This window comes from Paraclostridium tenue, assembly GCF_039521565.1.
Taxonomy (GTDB): domain Bacteria; phylum Bacillota; class Clostridia; order Peptostreptococcales; family Peptostreptococcaceae; genus Paraclostridium; species Paraclostridium tenue.
The window spans coordinates 283,031-306,200 of record NZ_BAAACP010000002.1; the positions used below are offsets into that span (position 1 = coordinate 283,031).

General features: G+C 27.2%; 14 protein-coding genes. 3 read left to right on the plus strand and 11 right to left on the minus strand.

From position 1 onward, the window contains the following. Positions 1-69 precede the first annotated feature (69 nt). Positions 70-2,688 carry a cation-translocating P-type ATPase gene (locus ABFX13_RS03140; RefSeq protein WP_346042293.1) on the minus strand — a complete coding sequence of 873 codons (2,619 nt, stop codon included), beginning with the start codon at positions 2,686-2,688 and terminating at the stop codon, positions 70-72. Between the two features lie 337 nt (positions 2,689-3,025). Between ABFX13_RS03140 and ABFX13_RS03145 the strand changes: the two genes are divergently transcribed. Then, a complete protein-coding gene (locus ABFX13_RS03145) occupies positions 3,026-3,604 on the plus strand; it encodes a DUF2238 domain-containing protein (protein WP_346042295.1) in 579 nt (192 codons plus the stop codon). Positions 3,605-3,764: 160 nt separating this feature from the next. Here ABFX13_RS03145 and ABFX13_RS03150 read toward each other — a convergent pair whose 3' ends face one another. The 3 genes from ABFX13_RS03150 to ABFX13_RS03160 all read right to left on the minus strand — a co-directional run bounded on the left by ABFX13_RS03150 (position 3,765) and on the right by ABFX13_RS03160 (position 8,469). Next, complete coding sequence (locus ABFX13_RS03150) at positions 3,765-5,660, minus strand: PTS fructose transporter subunit IIABC (RefSeq protein ID WP_346042298.1); 1,896 nt, start codon at positions 5,658-5,660, stop codon at positions 3,765-3,767. A 3-nt stretch (positions 5,661-5,663) separates the two neighbouring features. Further along, a complete protein-coding gene (gene pfkB / locus ABFX13_RS03155) occupies positions 5,664-6,581 on the minus strand; it encodes a 1-phosphofructokinase (protein ID WP_195925083.1) in 918 nt (305 codons plus the stop codon). A gap of 115 nt (positions 6,582-6,696) precedes the next feature. Beyond that, positions 6,697-8,469, minus strand: coding sequence for a BglG family transcription antiterminator (locus ABFX13_RS03160; RefSeq protein ID WP_346042302.1), 1,773 nt, complete (start codon positions 8,467-8,469; stop codon positions 6,697-6,699). Between the two features lie 184 nt (positions 8,470-8,653). Here ABFX13_RS03160 and ABFX13_RS03165 point away from each other — a divergent pair, with 184 nt between their 5' ends. After that, complete coding sequence (locus ABFX13_RS03165) at positions 8,654-9,784, plus strand: AI-2E family transporter (protein WP_346042305.1); 1,131 nt, start codon at positions 8,654-8,656, stop codon at positions 9,782-9,784. A 36-nt stretch (positions 9,785-9,820) separates the two neighbouring features. On the opposite strand, the gene ABFX13_RS03170 is transcribed toward ABFX13_RS03165, so the two are convergent. From ABFX13_RS03170 to ABFX13_RS03200, 7 genes are all read right to left on the minus strand, one after another. After that, entirely contained in the window at positions 9,821-10,426 is a 606-nt protein-coding gene (locus ABFX13_RS03170; RefSeq protein WP_346042308.1) for a TetR/AcrR family transcriptional regulator, read from the minus strand. Beyond that, complete coding sequence (locus tag ABFX13_RS03175; RefSeq protein WP_346042312.1) at positions 10,426-14,064, minus strand: efflux RND transporter permease subunit; 3,639 nt, start codon at positions 14,062-14,064, stop codon at positions 10,426-10,428. Before ABFX13_RS03175 ends, ABFX13_RS03170 begins: the two co-directional genes overlap by 1 nt. 182 nt (positions 14,065-14,246) lie before the next feature. Continuing rightward, positions 14,247-16,481 carry a formate C-acetyltransferase gene (pflB, locus tag ABFX13_RS03180; protein WP_346042314.1) on the minus strand — a complete coding sequence of 745 codons (2,235 nt, stop codon included), beginning with the start codon at positions 16,479-16,481 and terminating at the stop codon, positions 14,247-14,249. Positions 16,482-16,753: 272 nt separating this feature from the next. Next, positions 16,754-18,169 (minus strand): carbon starvation CstA family protein, encoded by a 1,416-nt coding sequence (locus ABFX13_RS03185; protein WP_346042317.1) that lies wholly within the window; start codon positions 18,167-18,169, stop codon positions 16,754-16,756. A 162-nt stretch (positions 18,170-18,331) separates the two neighbouring features. After that, positions 18,332-20,254, minus strand: a complete 1,923-nt coding sequence (locus ABFX13_RS03190) for an FUSC family protein (protein WP_346042320.1) — start codon at positions 20,252-20,254, stop codon at positions 18,332-18,334. 157 nt (positions 20,255-20,411) lie between these two features. Further along, complete coding sequence (locus ABFX13_RS03195) at positions 20,412-21,452, minus strand: YHYH domain-containing protein (RefSeq protein WP_346042322.1); 1,041 nt, start codon at positions 21,450-21,452, stop codon at positions 20,412-20,414. Between the two features lie 139 nt (positions 21,453-21,591). Beyond that, positions 21,592-21,783: a hypothetical protein gene (locus ABFX13_RS03200; protein WP_147545302.1), complete on the minus strand. Its 192-nt coding sequence runs from the start codon at positions 21,781-21,783 to the stop codon at positions 21,592-21,594. Between the two features lie 245 nt (positions 21,784-22,028). Between ABFX13_RS03200 and ABFX13_RS03205 the strand changes: the two genes are divergently transcribed. Beyond that, on the plus strand, positions 22,029-22,703 hold the full coding sequence (locus tag ABFX13_RS03205) for a YkgJ family cysteine cluster protein (protein ID WP_346042325.1): 675 nt from the start codon (positions 22,029-22,031) through the stop codon (positions 22,701-22,703). Positions 22,704-23,170 lie beyond the last annotated feature (467 nt).

Here is a 23,170-nt window from a genome sequence, read left to right on the forward strand (position 1 = left end):
TTTGTTCTTTGTATTATATATATTTTAAGAGTGTAGATTATGTCTACACTCTTATTAAAATTAATTTAATTATTTTCTTTTTATAAGTTTACTAACTTCCATTAATAAAGTAGAAGTTATTGCTAAACCAAGTGATATAGCTAAATTTGTAAAGTTAAAGCTACTTGGCATTGTAAATATGTTTCTCATAAATGGTAGTAATGTTAATGAAAACATTACTAAACATACTGCTACTGCACCTAATACATACTTGTTACTCTTAAATCCTAATTCAAACACTGTTTCTGAATTTGATCTTGCTGCAAATGTTTGAAGTATTCTAGATAATGTAAGTGTAGCAAATGCCATTGACACACCAAGTTCTGCTGAATGCTTCATACCGATTAGTTGTGCAGCTATTGTAACTAACCCTATTATAAATCCTCTAGTTATAACAAATCTTATAGCATCTTTTGAAAATATATTTTCATCTTTATCTCTTGGAGGATTTTTCATAACACCTTTTTCAGGTTTTTCAAGCCCAAGTGCTATTGCAGGTAGTGAGTCTGTTACTAAGTTTATAAATAATAGTTGTATTGTTGTAAACGGATTTGGAAGTCCTGCAAATACTGCAAATAGTATAGCAATTATTCCTCCTAAGTTTCCTGAGAATAAATACATTATTGATTTTTTAATGTTTGTATAAACTGTTCTACCTACTTCTACTGCTTTGACTATTGTTGCAAAGTTATCATCTACTAATACCATATCTGATGCATCTTTTGCAACTTCTGTTCCACTTCCCATACCTATACCAATATCTGCTTGTTTTAGCGCTGGTGCATCATTAACACCATCACCTGTCATTGCACAAACTTTACCTTTTCTTTGCCAAGCTTTTACTATTCTTATTTTGTTTTCTGGTGAAACTCTTGCATATACTGATATATGTTCTAGATTTTTATCTAGTTCTTCTTCGCTTAAAGCATCTAATTCACTACCAGTAAGTGCCATATCACCTTCTTCAAATATACCTATATCTGTTGCTATTGCTTTTGCTGTTGTTTTGTGATCTCCTGTTATCATAACAGTTTTAATACCAGATTTTTTTGCATTTTCAACTGCTTCATAAACCTCTTCTCTTGGTGGGTCTATCATTGCAGTAAGTCCTATTAATGTTAAATTATCTTCATCTTCAATTGAAGGTACAAAGCTTTCATCCTTAACTTTTTTAGTTGCAAATGCTAAAACTCTTAAAGCTTTGTTTGAAAAACCTTCATTCATTTTCTTATATTCATTTAATATTTCATCATTTATTTTTACTACTTCATCACCAACTAGTGCATATTTACATCTACTAAATATTACATCTGGTGCTCCTTTAGTAAACATTACTACATCTTCTTCTATTTTGTTAACTGTTGACATTAACTTTCTATCACTATCAAATGGTAATTCACTTAATCTAGGGTTTATATCTCTTATTTCTTTATAATCAAATCCCTTTTTGTTAACATAGTGCATAAGTGCCACTTCTGTAGGATCTCCTATTTCAACACCTTCATTTGTCAAATCTGAATCATTACAAAGCGAAGAACTTAACACTAAATAACTTTCTTGAAGTGATATTGCTTTTGCTACTGCAACTTCTTCATACTCATTATTTGCTAAAGCTGTTTTTGGGTTGTATATATAAGTATCTACAACAGTCATTTTATTTTGAGTTAATGTTCCAGTTTTATCTGTACATATAACACTTGTTGAACCTAATGTTTCAACTGCTGGTAACTTTCTTATTATAGCTTGTTTTTTAGCCATAGAGTTTGTTCCAACTGCTAAAACTATTGTAACTATTGAAGATAGAGCTTCTGGTATTGCTGCAACTGCTATTGCTATTGCAAACATAAATGAATTTACTAAATCTCCACCTCTAATAACTTCTACACCAAATATTAATGCCGCTAATATTACTATCCATATGCCTAGCTTTTTACTAAATTCATCTAATTTAACTTGAAGTGGTGTTTGTTTATTTTCTGCATTTTCTAGTAAGTCTGCTATTTTACCCATCTCTGTATCCATAGCAGTTTTTGTTACTACATATACAGCTCTTCCGTAAACTACCATTGAACCACTAAATACTAAATTCTTTTGATCGCCAATTGCTACTTCTTCACTAATTACATCTTCATGTTTTAATACTGGTTCTGCTTCTCCAGTAAGCATACCTTCTACTACTTTAAGATTTTGTGATTCTATTATTCTACCATCTGCTGGTACATAATCTCCTGCCTCTAGTATTACTATATCTCCAGGGACTATATCTCTTGAAGGGATTGTAACTTTTATACCGTCTCTTATAATTTTTGCATTTGGTACTGATAATTTTTTAAGACTTTCAAGTGATCCTTCTGCTTTTTTAGTTTGAACTACCGATAATACAGAGTTTAGTGTTATAACTGCAAATATTATTAAACTTTCCGTTCCTTCTCCTAAAAATGCTTGAACTAAAGCTGCTATTAATAAAATGATTACTAATGGATCTTTAAAAGTTTCTAAAAATAATTTCCAAGTTGGAGTTTTAACTTTTTCTTTAAGTTCATTGTATCCATGCTTTTGTAGTAAGTCTTTTGCTGTGTCTGATTTTAAACCTTCTAAACTAGTGTTTAATTGATTTAAAGTTTCATCGATACTTTTTTTATAAAACATACTTAACCTCCGAAAATTTTATTTAAATAAAATAGACCTCCAAGCAAACTTTATAAAAAATTTGCTTGAAGGTCTTGCTAACAAGGTTTTATCTCGCTAATCAACCGGGATTTAATATCCGAAATTGACGATTGATTATCGCTTAAAAGCGAAAGCTACTCCCCTTCAAGGAGTACTTATTTATTTATACAATTATTATATACCTTTGATTGATTTTTGCAACACTTTTTTTGTTCATTTAACTTACATTTAACATTTCTAACTAATTTCTAAATTGTAATATATTTTTATAATTTACACATAATACTTAATAAATCTTAAAAGGTAGGTATTTTTTATGGATAATAAAAAAGTTATTATATTTAAATGGTTACTTTATCTTATATATATAGCTTCTATAATTTATTTTTTATTTACAGAAGAAAAAGGTAAAGCTTTTATAAGTTTTATTAGCTTAGTTATAACTTTTATTTTAAGTAAATTATACTTTAAAAACTTTTTAGTTATAGATAAGCCTTTATATATATTTGGTAATTTATTTATTGTTGCATCTTTTTTAATAGGCTCTTGTTATAGAATGTATGATTTTTTTAAACCTTATGATAGTTGCCTTCACTTTTTATCTGGTTTTATAACTGTTAAAATCTGTTGGAATATACTTAAGTATATAATAGTCATAACTTCAAGTAGTTTAGTTGATAAATTATTATACTTTTTAATTATATTCTTCTTTGCAATGGGAGTTTCAGGAGTTTGTGAAATAGCTGAATACTTACTTGATGTATTCTTTAAAATGGGAACTCAATCTGGTGGACTAAAAGACACTATGCAAGATATGCTTTATGCTTTAAGTAGTGTTTTACTTATGATAATTTATTATTTTAGAAAATATAATAAAAGTCTAAAAAGACTATAAAGTTCACAGTAAAAAATAAAGAAAGAATGCCTTCGTAGCTTAGCGAAGGAATTGGATATAAACTGTAGCGACATTTACAAGCAGCTTTATCGCTTGTATGAAGCATTGCTTATATCCAATTCCGAGCGCCCCTCACGAGACATTCTTTTTTAATCTATACTTATTCATTTATTGGTTTTTTAAGTACTGCTAAAAGTATCATTCCTATTACAGAACCTACTAATATTGCTCCTAAGTATGCTAGAGGATGACCAACAACTGGAACAACAAATATTCCTCCATGTGGTGCTCTTAAAGTTACATTAAACATCATACTTAGTGCTCCTGCTACTGCTGAACCTACAACACATGCTGGTATAACTTTTATAGGGTCTGCTGCTGCAAATGGTATAGCACCTTCTGTAATAAATGATAATCCCATTACATAGTTAACTTTACCTGATTCTTGTTCTTCTTTAGTGAATCTATTTTTAAAGAAAGTTGTAGCAAGTGCTATAGCTAAAGGAGGTACCATACCACCTGCCATAACTGCTGCCATTATTTCATATTGTCCTGATTGAAGTGATGCAACTCCAAATACATAAGCTGCCTTATTTATTGGCCCACCCATGTCTATTGCCATCATACCACCTAATATTAACCCAAGTATTAATTTAGAACTTGTCCCAAGTCCATTTAAGAAACTAGTTATACCTAAGTTTATTGCTGCTACTGGAGGTATTACTACAAAATTCATTATAATACCTATTAAAAGTGTACCAAATAAAGGATATAATAAAACTGGTTTTATACCATCTAGTGATGCTGGTAATACACTAAATACTTTTTTAAGTCCAACTACTAAATATCCTGCTAAGAAACCTGCAAGTAATGCTCCTAAAAATCCTGAACCACTTGCATTGGCCATTGCACCACCTACAAAACCTACTACTAAAGCTGGTCTATCAGCTATACTATATGCAATGTATCCTGCAAGTACTGGTAACATAAATCCAAAAGCAACATCTCCTATAGACTTAAAGAATGCAGCTATTGGTGTGTTTGAACCAAAGTTTTCTGGGTTTATAGAGTAATTATCTAGTAAAAATGCTAGTGCTATTAATATACCTCCACTTACAACGAATGGTAGCATATTTGATACCCCGTTCATTAAGTGTTTGTATACTTTTCTAAGTGCTGTTTCATCATTTGACTCTTCACTTGATTCTGTGTTTCCACTATGATTGTATATTGGTGCATCTCCATTTTGTGCTTTAGTTATTAACTCTTCTGCTTTGTGTATCCCGTTAGCAACTTTAGTTATTATAACTTTTTTTCCGTTAAATCTAGCCATATCAACTTTTTTATCAGCTGCTACTATTATACATGTTGCATTTTCTATTTCTTCTTTAGTTAAAACATTTTTAGCACCAGATGAACCATTAGTTTCTACCTTTATGCTAACTCCCATTTTTTCAGCTTGTTTATTTAAACTTTCTGCTGCCATAAAAGTATGTGCTATTCCTGTTGGACAAGCTGTAACTGCTAATACTGTTGGATATTTTGAAGAACTACTTTCTTTAACTTCTACAACTTCTTCCTTTTCTTCTTCTGGAAACTTTTCTTTTTCTTTGTAATCTATTAAGTTTAAGAACTCATCTACATTTTGAGCATTCATTAATTTTTCTCTAAATTCTTCATCCATAAGTATTGTAGATAATCTTGATAATACTTCAAGATGAGTATTATTAGCTCCTTCTGGTGCTGCTATCATAAAAAATAAATGTGATAGACTTCCATCAAAAGATTCATAATCTACACCTTTTTTTGAAACTGCTGCACCTAAACATGCATTTTTAACTGCTTTAGTTTTGGCATGAGGTATAGCTATTCCTTCTCCTATACCTGTTGTACTTTGATTTTCACGAGCTATTATAGCTTCTTTGTATTCTAATCTATCATTTAAATTCCCACTATTATTTACTAAATCTACTAATTTATCTATAGCATCCATTTTATCTTTTGCTTTTAAGTCAAGACTTATAGATCTTTTATCTATTAAATCAACTATTCTCATAATTTATCTCCTTTCTATTTTTATTTCATCTATTAACTTATATATATCTTCTTTTGTTGCTAAATCATTTGAAAATGCTGTTGCTCCTCCACTAGCTGCTCCTAAGTTTAAAGCTTCTTCATAATTATTTGAATTTAAGTATCCTGCTATAAACCCTGCTACCATAGAATCTCCTGCACCTACTGAGTTTTTAACTTCTCCTTTTGCTACGTTACTTGTAAAAACTTCTCCATCTTCATTTATTAGTAATGCCCCATCTTTACCCATAGATACTAATACATTTTTAGCACCCATTTCTTTAAGCTTTTTAGCATAAGTTATTATGTCATCAATTCCATTTAACTTAACATTAAATAATTCCTCTAATTCATGATTATTAGGCTTTATTAAAAATGGCTTATGCTTTAACACATTCATTAATAAATCTTTAGTAGCATCTACTACTATTTTTACATTTTTATTTTCTAACCTTTTCATTATATTTTCATAAAGAGAAGAATCTAGAGTTTTAGGTATACTTCCTGCTAAAACTAATATATCGTTTTCTTTTAGACTATCAAGTTTTTCATATAATTTATTTAAAGATTCATCGTCTATATTTGGTCCTTGCCCGTTTATTTCTGTTTCTTCATTACTTTTAACTTTAACGTTTATTCTAGTAAATCCATTTTCTAGATTTATAAAATCTTCTTCTAATCCTTTATTTTTTAAAGTGTCTTTTATATATAAACCTGTAAATCCACTAACAAAACCTAGTGCCCTACTTTTATATCCTAATTCTTTTAATATTAATGATACGTTTATTCCTTTACCCCCTGGGTATACGTATTCCTCTTTTGTTCTATTAACTTCACCATTTTTTAGATTATCTAACTTTATTACATAATCTATAGATGGGTTAAGTGTTACTGTGTAAATCATGTTATCACCTCGTTAGTGTTATCTTATATTCTTATAATACCTTTGAATACATTTTCCTAAAAGTCAAAAAATTTCTCTTAGTTAAAAGAGAAATTTATCGATTACAATTGTTTAGTTATTTAAACATAGCTATAAACTTATCGTATTTTTTAGATTCACATATGCTTATTACTTTTGCTATTGAGTCTATTCTTTTATATATATTTGAAAATAAATCTTCATAATTTATAATGCTTTCCTTTTGAAGACAAAGCATTATAACTAATCTTACATCTCCAATTTCCCATGGTATGCTTTTTTTAAGTATACCTATTGCTATAGCATTTTTATAAACTTGTCCAGTTGCTCCATGAGGAATTGCTACCATATTTCCGATTTCTGTTGTAGCTATATTTTCTCTTTCTATATAAGATTTTTTCATTTCTTCATCTATATACTTTTTTTCAATTAACTTTTCTGACATATATTCTATTACATCGTATTTATTATCAAAATCTAGGTCAGTAAAAAATAAATCTCTATCAAATATTTCAGATAAATTTATGTTGTAATATATTTTTCCTGTATCTAAAAACTTTTCTATTATCTTTATTTCTTTATCATCTAAAAATGGTGATACATTTATTACAGGAATATTATCAACTTTTATAGGTACAGTAGCTATTATAAAATCTACGTCTAATAATCCAATATAATCTATTAAATATGATGGTATAACTTTTAGTATTTCTAATCTTTTATCAAACTTTGCTTCAAGTTTTGCTTTTATAAGCATAGAAGTTCCAACACCTGATGCACATACTATTATAGCTTTTGATATTTTTTTATTTTCTTTATAATTTGTTCTTTGAAGTGCTCCACCTATATGTATTGCTATATTTGCAGTTTCATTTTCATCTATTTCTAAATTTAAGTCTTTTTCTAAAGTGTTTTTAGCTATATTTGCTAAATCAAATGCTACTGGATACTTCATTTTTATATCATTTGCTATTATATTTTTATTATTTATATTAAGTTCTTTTTTTATGCAAAAATTACTTATATGCTTATATAAAAATTCTTTAAATATATCATCATTACTTAAATCTATAGATGTAGCTAATTTTATATTTTTAGTAAATTTATCTATAGAATTTAATATTTTATTTTTATAATCCTTATTTTCTTCTTTACTAAATTTATCTTTATAATATTTTATGTAATTTTTTATGTACTCTTTATAATTTATATTATCTTCTAAGGATAAGGATATTAATATGTAGTTAAAAATATTGTTAAATTCATAATCTGTAAATATAATGTTCTCTTTTTCTAAGTTATATAATATTTCTGATCTTATTAAAGGTATGCTCTCCTTTATATAATCACTAAAAAAGTCTTCAAGTTTTATATCATTATAATTTAAACTAACTTCTAAAATACATTTTTTTAGATTATTTATATCTCCATCAATACTTATACCAAGTTTATGCTTTGATACTATTTTTAAATTATATTTTTCAAGTATGGATTTAACTTCTTTTAAATCATTTTTTATAGTAGATAAGCTAACATACATTTCATTTGCTAGACTTTCAATTTTTAAAGTTTTATTTTTGTATAATAATAATACACGCTTTAATATATAACTTACCCTATTAACATCACTATTTAATTCATCTTTTATTTCTTTTATAGATTTTATATCTCCAACTAATTTATATCCAATACCTCTTATTGAGTCTATTTTTACTTTTTCAAGTGTAGAATTTATATTTTTCACTTCTACTTGTATCGTTTTTGTAGAACAACCTATTTCTTTAGCTAGTGCTTTACTACTTATAGGTTGTGTACTATTTTTTAGTATATCAATTATTTTAGCTTGTCTTTTACTTAAAATATATTCCAAAATTATCAACCCTTATCTAAATTGTTTATAATTTTTATTTTACTATATACATTGTTATTCTTTCAATTATTAAAGCCTTTAAGTTACATTTATTAAAATATTACAAATTTTTAAGTTTTAAATTTTAATATTTAATGGTATACTCATTAAATATTAATCAAACCAAAAATTTAAAGGAGGATACATGAAAAAATATTTAGATGAATTTTCAAAATCCATAAGATATATAATTCCTGTTGTAGTGTTTTTTATAGGATTTATTATCTATCAAAATTTCAATAATATATTGAAATTTATTACAACTAATGTCCAAATAATTTCTGGGGTTTTAACTCCATTTGTTATTGGTTTTTTAATCGCTTACATACTTAATAAACCTATGGTTTATCTTCAAAAAAAGTTTAAGCTTGGTCGTGGTGTTAGTGTAGCAATAATTTATGGAGTATTATTGGCTATGTTAGTTTTTGTATGGATATATATAGTTCCAATTATTCAAAAAAATATAGCAGATTTATATTCATTTATGCCTCATGATATGAAAGAAGTTGAAAGTATAATTAATTCTACACTTTCAAAATTTAAAATAAATGTAAAAAATCCAACTTCTGCTTTACAAGTAAAAGATTTTATGTCAAATTCAGTAATCCCAACAGTTACATCTATTGCAGGACTACTTAGTCAAACACTTTTAGAGTTGATAGGTTTAATAGTAACTTATACTGTAAATATTTTCTTAGGAATAGTAATTTCTATATATTTATTATTATCTAAGGAAAAAAGCATTAAAATAACTGATGATTTATGCGAGTGTATTTTCGGTAAGTTTTACTTAAAATCAAAAGAATTCGGTAAGATTCTTGATAAGAATATAGGTTCTTATATAATTGCCAAGTTTTTAGATTCTTTAATTTATGGTACTGTTTGTACTATAATACTTGTTTTATTAAATTCTCATTATCCAGTATTTGTCGGGATAATAGTTGGTATAACAAATATGATTCCATTCTTTGGGCCAATTATAGGTACTATAGTTGCGACTTTTATAAATCTATTCTTCTCTTTTGAAAAAGCGATTATAGTTTTAATTGTTATGATTGTAGTTCAACAATTAGAAAGTGCAATACTTGAACCTCATTTTGTTGGAAAACAAGTTGGAGTACCACCAATACTTACAATACTTGCAGTAACACTTGCAGGACAATATACAGGTTTTCTTGGCATGATGTTATCTGTTCCTATTATGGGAGTTGTTATAATCTATGTTAATAGATTTATCGAAAAGAAAAAATCAAATATTATACAATCTGAAAAATAGATAAATTAAAAAAGAGCCTTTATATAAGGCTCTTTTTTAATTTAATCCCTTTATAAGCAACTTGTATGCTCTATCTTTTGCATCTTCAATTATTTTTTTATCTTCATTTTTAATACATATTGTATGTCCAAATCCAACAACTACACTTTCAAATACCATAATTTGATACTCTTTATCTTCTTGTTCTTTTATGATATTTTCTGATACTCCAATTAATAATAATTCGTTTATAGCTTTTTTTAATAAATCATATCTTTTATTAATATAATCTTTATTTTTTTCTAATATTTCCTTAAATTCATAATGACTTAAATTAGAAAATAGTATATTGCTAAAAGAACTATAATCTGTTGTACTTTTTTCAACTATATCCAATATAATATAAAATTTATCTTTAAAGTTGTCTCCAAATTTTATTTTTTCTATGTTTTCATAAATCTCTATATCCATATTATAAAGAAAGGCTTTTTCTAAAATTTCTTCTTTAGATTTAAAGTAATCATAAATAGTTCCTTTTCCAATTCCAGCCTCTTTTGCAATATCAGCTACTTTTACTGTGTGAAGCTTAATTCCTTCATGTAAAAGTTTATTTACTGCATTAAAAATTAATATTTCTTTTTCAGAGTGAGTGTTATTTGCCACTACATCTCCTCCTCATCAATTATGTTTGGTTTTAATTCTTTTTTATTAAGTATATCATACATAGCAGGAACTACAAATAATGTTAAAACTGTTGCATAACTAAGTCCTCCGATTGTAACTATTGCCATTGGCTGAATCATATCAGCCCCTGTACCTATTCCCATTGCTAAAGTTAAAAGTCCAAGTATCGTTGTAAGTGCTGTCATAAGTATTGGTCTTATTCTAGTTTTTCCAGCTAATATTAATGCACTTTTTTTGTCAACACCATTAAATCTTAACTGGTTAACATAGTCAATAAAGACTATACCATTATTAACAACTACTCCTGCAAGCATTAAAAATCCTAGCATTGATATCATACTTAGTTCAAAATTTGTTATTAAAAGACCTAAAAATCCTCCTGTAAATGCAAGTGGAATTGTAAATAATACTATAAATGGTGATAACAATGACTGAAATTGTGCAACCATTATTAAGTAAATAAATACTATTGCCAGAGAAATCATTTTTATTAAATCACCAAAAGCACTATCCATAGATTCTTTTTCTCCACCCATTTCTATGCTATATCCATCAGGTAATTTATAATCTTTTAATTTAGATTCAATTTCTTTACTTACAAGCCCTATATTATGCTTATCATCTATTGATGATGTTACTGAAATATTTCTTACTTGGTTTTCACGATTTATTGAGTTAAGACTTTCTACTTCTTCAATACTTGCTATATCAATTAACTTAACTTCTACTTCTTTATTATCTTTTGTTCCTTTTATTTTATAATTACTTAAACTTTCTCTACTTATTGAATTATCTTTATCATCTACAACAATTACTGGATATTCATTTGAAGCAACGTTTAATGTAGTTGCTGTATTTTCACTTTTTAATGCTTTTGATACTTCTTGATAAACTTGTGCTACTGTTAAAGAGTAATTCATAGCTTTTTCTTTATCTACTATAATTTTTGTTTCTTTATTATTGTCTACTAGACCATTGTCTACTTCAGTTACACCTTCTGTTTTTTCTAGTATTTTAGCTACATCTTTAGCTATATTTTTTAATTTATCTAAGTTATCTCCTTTTACTATTACATTTATTCCCGAACCACCTAATGCTGACATATCCATATTTGAGGAATTAACTTTTATTTTTGCATTTAAATCTTTAGTTTTTTCAGTTATTATATTTGCAACTTCTTTACTAGATAATTTTTTATCTTCTTTTAGCAATACATAAAAAGATACATTGTTTTTGCCTTGACTAAACATAAAGCTTTCTCCACTACTTTGAAGTGCTCCTACAGTTTCTACATCTTTTATTTCTGTAATTTTATCAATTATGGTTTCACTCATATCTCTTGTATCTTTTTTTGTTGATTTTTTTGGCATTTCTAAACTTACAGATAACTGTGTACTATCAATTTCAGGCATTAATATAGTTCCTTTAGATATAATTAAAAATCCACTTCCTAAAAATAATACTAATGACCCAAATAATACTATAAACTTGTGTTTAAGACTTACTTTAAGTAATTTTTCATATAAGTTAACGAATTTATCAAATAATTTATGTTCTTTTTTAGTATTTACATTAAGCATTTTTGATGACATTGCTGGAACTAATGTAAGTGCTACTATTAAACTTGCCAGTAGTGAGTAGGCAATAGTAAGTCCCATATCCTCAAATAATTGACGAGATAGTCCATGTGTAAATACTATTGGTAAGAATACACATACTGTTGTAAGTGTAGATGCAAATATTGCTCCTGCAACTTGGTTTGCACCTATTACTGATGCTTTTTTAGCACTCATTCCTTCATTTCTTAGTCTATATATATTTTCAATAACAACTATACTGTTATCAACCAACATTCCAACTCCTAATGCTAGTCCTGATAAAGATATAATATTCATTGTTACATTACTAAAATACATCATAGTAATTGCAAATAAAACACTTATAGGTATACTAAATGCTATTACTATTGTTGGTTTAATACTTTTTAAGAATACAAATAATATAACTATTGAAAGTATTCCACCTAATATAAGATTACTTAAAACCGATTGTATAACTATATCAATATAAACACCTTGATCTTGTAGAGGTGTTATGTGCATATCTTTATTTTGATTCGTCAGTTCTTTTATAGTTTCATTTATTTTCTTTGAAACTTCTGATGTAGATGCTGTACTTTGTTTTTGGAAAGATAATATTATTCCATCATTTCCATTTATTTTTGCATACATTTTATCTTTATTATTTGCAAGTTCAACATTTGCTACATCTTCAACTTTTACTTTTCCTAATCCATCAATATTAAGTAGTTCTAAGTCTTTTAAATCTTCTATACTACTTACTTTATCACCTATTTTAACTATGTATTGTTCTTCACCTTCATTTATGTAACCTGCTGGCATGGCAAAGTTTTGAGCAGATAAAATTTTACTTAAATTTTCTTTTGTTATGTTTTTACCTAAATCTGCATTTTTATAAGCTTCTTCTTTTGCTTTTTCAAGTTCTTTAGATGATTTTTCAATTTCAGCTTCACTACTTGAAAGTGATTGTGATGCTTTGTTTAGTTCTGAATTTAGAGTAGCTTTTCCAGCTTCTAATTGTTTTTCTTTATCATTTAATTCTTTTAATTGGTTATTTAAAGATGACTCCTGATTATTAATTTCACTAAGCTTTTCATCAAAAGTTTTAATACCAGTTTCAAGTAAAGTTAAACCTTCTTTTTGCTCATCACTTACTGGTATATTGTTTTCTTCTTGATTTTTAATCATTTGTTCTAGTTCATCTTTTTTTTTTAATAATTCACTTTTTTGATTTTCTAATTCATTTTTTCCACTTGATAATTGACTAATTGCACTTTGAAGTTGTGATTTTCCTGTTTTTATAGCACTACTTCCTTCATTAAGTTCTTTATTTTTTTCTTCACTTTGCTTTTTAAGCTCAGCTTTTCCTTTTGCTATTTCAGCTTTTGCTTTGTTTAATTCATCTTGTGAAGATTTCATTTTTGAATCAATAGAGCTTTTTAACTTATTATTAAGTTTTTCAATCTTACTATCATCTAAAGTCATTTTTATGCTTTCTTCTAATATTCCCATTGTATCGACTGAAGCTACTCCATCAATTCTTTCAAAGCTTGGAATTACTTCTTTTTTTACTATTTTAGATGTTTCTTTTATGTCTTTGTTATTAATATCGATACTAGCTACCATTATAGGCATCATATCTGGATTCATTTTCATAAGTGTTGGTGTAGATACTTCATCGGCTAATTGACCTTTTACTAAGTCTACTTTTCCACTTAAATCAATCATTGCACTGTCCATATTCATGTCTTGACTAAATTCAAGCATAATCATACTTGAGTTTTCACTTGATACACTATTAATATTTTCAATCCCATTAGATGTTGCTAAAACCTTTTCCAAAGGTTTAGTAACAGATTCTTCTACTTTTTCTGGACTTGCTCCTGGATATGTTGTCATTACTATAACGTAAGGCAAGTCTATTTTTGGAAGTAAATCTGTTGTCATTTCTGTAAAGGATACTCCCCCTAAAATAATTACTAGTATTACAGATACAAAAACTGTAAATGGCCTTTTTACACTAAATTTTGAAAACATATATATTTCTCCCCATATTTATAATGACCGACCAGTCGGTCGGCAATTTAAAGTGTAGCATTTACAACTACTTTTCGCAATATTTTTAATTTTTTATTTTAAAATAAAAAAGCAAAAATTAATTAATATAATTTTGTAACAAATTAAAAGTAGGTGTGAACCTAATCACACCTACTTTTGATTTATCTATTAGTATGGAATGTTCTATTTATAATGTCTAATTGTTGTTCTCTTGTAAGCTTTGTAAAGTGTACTGCATAACCAGAAACCCTTATTGTTAATCGAGGATATTCTTCTGGTCTTTCCATTGCATCTTCAAGCATAGCTCTATCAAATACGTTTACATTTAAATGATGTGCTCCTTGTCCAAAATATCCATCCAACATTGCAGTTAGGTTGAAAACTCTCTCCTCTGCATCCTTTCCTAAAGCTGCTGGAATTATAGAGAAAGTATTAGATATTCCGTCTTGAGAATACTCATAAGGCAATTTAGCAACAGATGATAATGAAGCCAATGCACCACTAATATCTCTTCCATGCATAGGGTTAGCTCCTGGTGCAAATGGCTCTCCAGCTTTTCTACCATCAGGAGTATTTCCAGTTTTCTTTCCATAAACAACGTTAGAAGTAATTGTTAATATTGATTGAGTAGGATATGAATTTCTATAAGTCTTATTTTGTTTTAGTTTATTCATAAAGTTTTTCACTAAATCTATAGCTATATCATCTACTCTATCGTCATTATTACCATACTTAGGATAATCTCCTTCTACTTCAAAATCTACAGTAATACCTTGCTCATTTCTTATTGGTTTAACTTTTGCATATTTAATTGCTGATAGAGAGTCAACACATACAGATAACCCAGCTATTCCACAAGCCATAGTTCTAAATACATCTCTATCGTGTAATGCCATTTGTAAAGCTTCATATGAATATTTATCATGCATATAGTGAATTACATTAAGAGTGTTTATATATAAATTAGCTAACCAATCAGTAAACAAGTCAAACTTTTCAATTACTTCTTCATAATCTAAATACTCTGAAGTTATCGGTTCAAATTTAGGACCTACTTGAGTACCTGATTTTTCATCAACTCCTCCATTTATTGAATAAAGAAGTGTTTTCGCTAAGTTCACTCTAGCTCCAAAGAATTGCATTTGCTTTCCTATTCTCATGGCAGAAACACAACATGCTATTCCATAATCGTCACCCCAATATGGTCTCATAAGATCGTCATTTTCATATTGTATAGAGCTTGTATCTATTGAAACTTTAGCACAGAAATCTTTAAATCCTTTTGGTAAAGAATTTGACCATAAAACAGTTAAGTTTGGCTCTGGAGATGGTCCTAGAGTATATAATGTGTGTAAAACTCTAAAAGAGTTTTTTGTAACTAATGTTCTACCATCTATTCCCATACCTCCTATTGATTCTGTTACCCATGTTGGGTCACCTGAAAATAAATCATTGTACTCTGGAGTTCTAAGAAACTTAACCATTCTTAGCTTCATTACAAAATGATCCATTAATTCTTGAACTTCTTCCTCTGTTATTTCTCCATTTTTTAAATCTCTCTCAAAATATATATCTAAGAATGTACTAGTTCTACCTAAACTCATTGCCGCTCCATTTTGGTCTTTTATTGCTCCTAGATAAGCAAAATATAACCACTGAACTGCTTCTCTAGAGTTCTTTGCAGGTTTAGATATATCAAATCCATAACTTTCAGCCATTCTTTTTAAAGCTTCTAACGCTTTTATTTGATCTGATATTTCTTCTCTTAATCTTATAGTGTCTTCATCTATCACATTTACATCTAAACTATTTTTTTGACAAAGTTTATCTTCAATTAATTTATCAACTCCATATAATGCAACTCTTCTATAATCTCCTATTATTCTACCTCTTCCGTATGCATCTGGTAATCCAGTTATAATACCTGATTTTCTTGCTGCTCTCATTTCATCAGTATAGGCATCAAATACACCTTGATTATGTGTTTTTCTATATTTAGTAAAAATTTCTTTTACATCTTCATCTAACTCAAAACCATAAGCCTTACAAGATGATTCTACCATTCTTATTCCACCATAAGGCATTATAGCTCTTTTTAAAGGTTCATCAGTTTGAAATCCTACAACAACCTCTTTTTCTTTATCCATATAGCCTGGTTTATAAGCATCTATTGCCGATACAGTTTTTGTATCTACGTCTAAAGTTCCTCCATTGTCTCTCTCTTTCTTAAATAAATCCATCATCTCATCTATTAATGAATTTGTGTTTTCTGTTGCTTTAGCTAAAAAAGAGTCATCTCCTTCATATGGAGTATAGTTTAATTGTATAAAGTTTCTAACATCTATTTCCTTACTCCACTTCCCACCTTTAAAATCTTTCCAAGCTGTATTGTTCATTTAGTTACCTCCTATATATAGCTTTCATATACCTTATAAACTCATTTACTTTATTACTTACCGTTATAATAGAATTTATACTGTACATATTTATTTTGGAATAATTTAATTGTTTTACTCTACCAATTATTAATCCATTTGGTCATTTTTAACAAACCTTTTAAATACAAATTTTACTAATTTATTTTGTTTTTAAAAATAAATAAAGCAAGGTATTTTTCATTATCTTTGAAAAAGACCTTGCTTTATTTTATATTTAAATGTTAAAAATTCTAACTTAATTGATGACTTTCTTCTTTTAATTTTTTAACTTTCATTGTAAATAATATAGTAAATAATATTGCTACTAATACTCCTATAATATTTGATATTCCTGCATGTAATCTAAATCCTTCTGGTGCTTGCATTATATATGAAACTGTTACAGCTGTCATAAATATTGCAGGTACTGTACTTATAAAGTGATTTTTGTTTTCTTTTGCTAAGTATGCTGACCCTGTCCATAACATTATCATTGCTAATGTTTGGTTAGCCCAAGAGAAGTATCTCCATATTATGTTAAAATCTATAAATGTTAATGCAACACCAACTATAAATAGTGGTATTGATATCATAAATCTATTTTTTATACTACTTTGATCTATCTTCATAGCATCTGCTATTGTAAGTCTTGCACTTCTAAATGCTGTATCTCCACTTGTTATAGGACAAACTACAACTCCAAGTACTGCAAGGAATCCACCTATTGGTCCCATTAAAGTGTTAGATATTGTATTTACTACTGTTGCTGGTCCTCCTGCTGATAAAATAACATCAAGTTGTGGTACTCCACCAAAGAATGCCATAGCTGCTGCTGCCCATATTAAAGCTATGATACCTTCTGCAATCATTGAACCATAAAATACTCTTCTAGTTTCACTTTCTTTTTCAACACATCTAGCCATCATAGGTGATTGTGTAGCATGGAATCCTGATATTGCTCCACATGCTATTGTTATAAATAAGAATGGGAACAGTGGTTGACCTTCTGGATGTAGATTTTGAAGAGTTATATCTGGTATATGATAACCTTGGAAAATAAGTCCTCCTGCAACCCCTACTGCCATTATTAAAAGTGCTGCTCCAAATAATGGATATATTTTACCTATAACTGTATCTACTGGTAAAACTGTTGCTGCTATATAATAAATTACTATTATTGCAACCCAAACTTTTGCATCTAATGATGTTAATGTTGTAAGTAGTGCTGCTGGACCTGTCATAAATACAGTACCAACTAATACTAAAAGTACAACAGTAAATACTCTCATTACTGTTTTTGTTGAATTTCCTAAATATCTACCAACTAATTCTGATGCTGAATCCCCTTTGTTTTTCATTGATAAATATCCTGATAAGAAGTCATGAACTCCTCCTGCAAAGATACATCCAAATACTATCCATAAAAATGCTGCTGGTCCAAATAGTGCTCCTTGTATAGCACCAAATATTGGTCCAAGTCCTGCTATGTTTAGAAATTGTATTAGAAATATCTTTCTCCATTTCATTGGAACATAGTCTACACCATCTTCCATAGTAATAGCTGGAGTTTGTATTTCATCGTTTATTCCAAACGTTTTTTCTACAAACTTACCATAAGTATAATACCCAATTATAAGTAATGCTATTGACCCTAAGAAACTTATCATATCAGTCTCACTCCCTTTAATTAAATATAAATGATTACTTTTTATATTATTCTTTCTACTTTAATAATAGACCTTATCGACATTTTTTTGTTTCTTATTGAACTAAATGTATATATTTATGAATTAAATGCATAAATTCATACATCAAATGCATTTTTATTACTATACTTCTTTTGCTATGGATTTTGCTATAAACTTAGAATTAATTATATTTTCTTTTAATTCAATAACATCTACTAATATCAGTTTACTAAGTTTATCTTCTAATTTATCAAAATAATTTTTAATATCTTCTTTAGAATTTTCTTTATTCATTAGTAAATCAATATCATAAAATAGTTTTAATTTATCTTTAGCTGTTTTATTATATTCTCTAAAATTGTTTGTTAAAAATCTTATCTCATTCATAAATATACGTTGATTGTATAAAAATTCATTTATATTACTAGATAATAAAGTTGAATTATTTACATTTATCTTTTTGTTAATAAACTCATTTACAACCAACAGCTCTTTTAATTCATTATCTGATTTTACATTTTTTACTCCTAAATCATATAACTTAGTAACTATTTTTTCATTAAATTTAATTGATTTTTCAATATCACATTTTGTAACACTACTCATTTTGTACGGTAATATAATTTTATTTGCATATAAAGCTATTACTGTACCTAATACCACAAAAGTTATTCTTTGAATAGATAAATCAGTTATATCAGTTCCTATTGATGCTGCTCCTAGTGCAGATATAGTTGTGCATATCATTTGATATTTATATTTACTTTGGTAATTGCTAATATATCCAACTAAAAGAATAATAATAGCTCTTTCTGAAGTATTAGTTATTATAGAAAATACAATTTCAAATATAATAAGACCTGTTATAGTTCCTAAAATTCTTTCTTTTCCTTTAGATTTGCTAGATTCAAGATATGGTTGAACAATAGAAGATAAACTAAAAACTAACCATTTACCATGTTCTATATTAAATGCACTAACTATAAATACCCCTATACTTGTAACTATTGCTCCTCTAAGTGCAAATGTAAACTTAAGAGATTCTTTGTTCATATTTAATTTTAAATCATTTAATCTATCCATTATATTTGTAACAAAATAATTGTTATATATTTGTTTAACACTATTATCTTTTGTATTTTTTAAATCTTTTGTTAATAAATTTATTGCATCTTGTAGTTCAAGTATTAAATAATAATTTGAATCGATTAGTTTTTCTTTATATGAAAAGTTTTCTAGATTTTTTAATATTTCATCAATGGTTATTTTTTCATCTACAAAATCATTTATACTTTTTAATTTATATAAAATTTCATTTAAAACTTTATGGTATCCACTATTTGAGCTTTTATCATCATTTATTTTTCTAAGTGTTAAATTTATGCTTTCTAAAAATTCACTTATAAATAAATATTGTATAACTTTTATAGGAAGCTCTATATTTTTATCTATTCTTTTATAAACATCAACTGATAAATTTTTAATGTTATTATATATTTTTGTATTTAAATTAATTATTTCATCTGATTTTTTATTATTTAATACTAATGATATTTCTTCACTTATAGATTCTATAGAACTTTTTATAATACTTTTAGATTGCTTTTGTAGCTTATTTTTATTTACTAACATTTGTAATGCCATTATTGATAATCCACAAACTGCAAATGCTAATAATCTAGTTGGTAATTCATTTATACTTACAGGTGTGTATAACATAAATAAATAAGCTAGTGTAAAAGCTATATATGTAGGTTTTTTAGTATTGTATGTAAATTCATATAATACAAAGAATATAACAATAAAAGTTATTATAAGTCCTAGTAATGAATTTATTGATGCTATATATGAAGCAATTCCTATTCCTACTTCAATTCCTACAAAATATATTGTGTTTTTTATTGGATTTATTGTGTAATCTGTTCCTAGTAAAGATAATGCTGCTGTAATTCCTACTACCCCAACTAATGTGTTTTCATCTCCAAATATAGATTTAAATATTATTATTGCAGAAACTATAACTAAAAACATTATAGTTGTAGGTATTATTTTTTTCTTATCCATAATAAAATCTCCTTTAATGTTTTGTTAAGTCCTAATATTAAATTTCATACCACTTTCATAGTTTTTTAAACTTAAGTAAATCAATACTTTAAATTTTATATATAATAATAAAAGGAGTAACTTTTTGTTACTCCTTTTTAATATTTATCATAAATTATTATTTTTTCTTTTTAGATTTTATTTTCTTAAAGACTCCTACACCAGCTACACATCCAGCTCCTAAAACTCCAAAACTTACTACTGAATCTTTTTTGCCTTGTTTTTTACCTTCATCGTATTTTGCTTGTATTTCAGATTTTATTGGTTCAAACTTTTTATCAATATTTAATTCTTTATTTTCACGACCTTGGTCAAAGCTTGCCTGTAAAATATCATTTCTATCTTCATTACCCTTTTTGTAACCTTCTTCATAACTAGATTTATATGATGGTTCTATATTATTATTAGGTTTATTTAATAAACCATCATTATATCCTTTAGTTTTATATTCTTCGTTTTTAAGTTGTGTATATTTTTCTTCATAAGCTTTTTTATAAGCATCTATGTAAATAGAATCTGTGTTTTCTTCGAATGTTCTATCCTTTTTATTTTCTTCACAATCTTTTATTGCAAGATTAGTATATTCTTTTATTTTGTTTTCTTTGTATTCTTCATTTCCTTTTTCAAAGTTTTCTTCATATGATTTTACTACTGTTTCTTGTTTATATATATTATCATGCTTGTTTTCTTTTCCGTCTTTGTATCCTTTTTCTTGTGCTTGTTGTATTTCTTGTTCTATTTTAAGTTTACCTTTTTCAAAGGCATCATTATAAGCTTGTCTATATTCTGATTCATAGCTACCAGAGTAGTTATATTCATTGTTGTTTTTCATATTATAACCATCATTGTAACCTGCATTTGAACCTTTTTCTATTATGCTTTGTTTTGATGGTCCACTAGATACTGACTTTTTTTGTGAAGCACTTGAGCTTTGATTTGATGAAGATGAACTTGAATTTCCTCCTTTGTATGGACAACCGTTAGTATGTAGATGTGCTGGGTGTCCTCCACAATGATAGTGATATGGACCTAATCCTGACCTATTTTTGTTGTCTCTATGACCACCAGATGCGTCTGTTCTTCCTGGATGTGCATCTACTATTAGTGCTTGAGAGCATATCATAAGTGCTGATGCAAATATTATAAATCTTTTTTTCATATGTTGCTAAATCCTTTCTTGTTTTTTGCCTCAATCATTTTACCATTTTTTGGTTAGAAATTTAAGTATTTTTATTCTGCATTTTTCGACATTTAGTTAATTTTATTTTTTATAAAAAAAGAGTAGCTTATGCTACTCTTTATCTGTGTTTTAGGTAAACTAAGTGTTTTTCTATTTTTTCATTGTTTTTTATTGTTACTTCGTATTCGTTGTAGTGTGCATTGTGTGGTTTTGTGTATTTGCATTCTAGTACGTTTTCGTTGTCTTCTAGTTGTAGTAGTTCTGTGTCTTTTAGAAATTTTCTATTTATTAATCTCATTAATTCTTCCAATGTAATCCCCCTTTTCTAGTTAATAAGCACTCTGTTTCTTCATATTCAGTTCCATCTGAAATAACAGATAATAACTATAAGATAGATTATCTAAAAAATATTTATAACGAATAGTTAAATAAAATGATTAAATTTTTATAACTCAGTTGATTTAGATGGTATACTATCTATATTCTTACATCAAATTTGGCTATGTTAATTGAAGATAATAGTGATTTTTAATAAAATATGAATAGGAGATGAGGATGAAATATATGGAACCTACAAACATACTAGATAAAATTTCTGATGGGAAATTATATGATATTGAAGATATAGTAAAAGCAGACACATGTGGTTGTGATGGATGTAATGATTGTTGCTTAGATGTTGGAGATCTTGTGGTTCTTACACCTTTTGATGTATATGAAATAGTAAATTATTTAGGTGTTAAATTTGATGATTTATTAGGAGATAAGATTGAACTTATCCAAAATAATAAAATTTCACTACCATATTTAAAGATGCAAGATAATAATAAATGTAGTTTTTTAAATGAAAACGGTAGATGTATAATCCATTCTAAACGACCAAATATTTGTCGTATATTTCCTCTTGGAAGAGTGTACCAAGATAATGATTTTAAATACTTTTTACAGATAGGCAATTGTCCTAAAGAGGATTTAAAAGATGTTAAGGTCAGCGATTGGATCGGAATTGAAAACTATAATGAAAATAAAAGATTTATTTTAGAGTGGTATAAACTTACTAAGGCATTAGCTTTTCGTTTAAAGTTTGTTAGAGATGAAAAAGAAATTGAGGAAATTAATCAAATTCTATTAGATAGCTGTTATCGTATTAATGTAGAAGAAGGAGAGAATTTTTATTCTGTATTTCTACAATGTTTACCTAATATAAAAAAGAGATTAGGAATTATTTAAATTTTAAATACCCCTAGGTCGTAAAATTCGACTTAGGGGTATTTAATTTGTTAAATTATTAGTTTTGTAAATCCATCTCTAATATTTCATCTTACTAGGTATTACCCCCTCTTACCCCTACCTCGTAAAACACGAGAGGGTTATATAAAGGATATAGTGTTTCACTATACCCTCTTAACTATAATATTTTATTTGAAAATTTATTTTTTTAATAAACTCGCAAATTATCTCTACCTTATAAGCTCATAATTTAGACTATATTCTATCTATTTTTCTAATTTATATATTATTTTTATCTTATCTAATATATTTAATTATGTATTGTAGTAATTAATTCCTTTCATATCTTAAAACTTCGACAGGATTATTAGTGGATTTACTAAATATCAAATTAAAACTTTTTAAATTTCCTTAGTATATGATATAATTATAATTTAGGATAAGTATATAATTTTACTAATTAATAC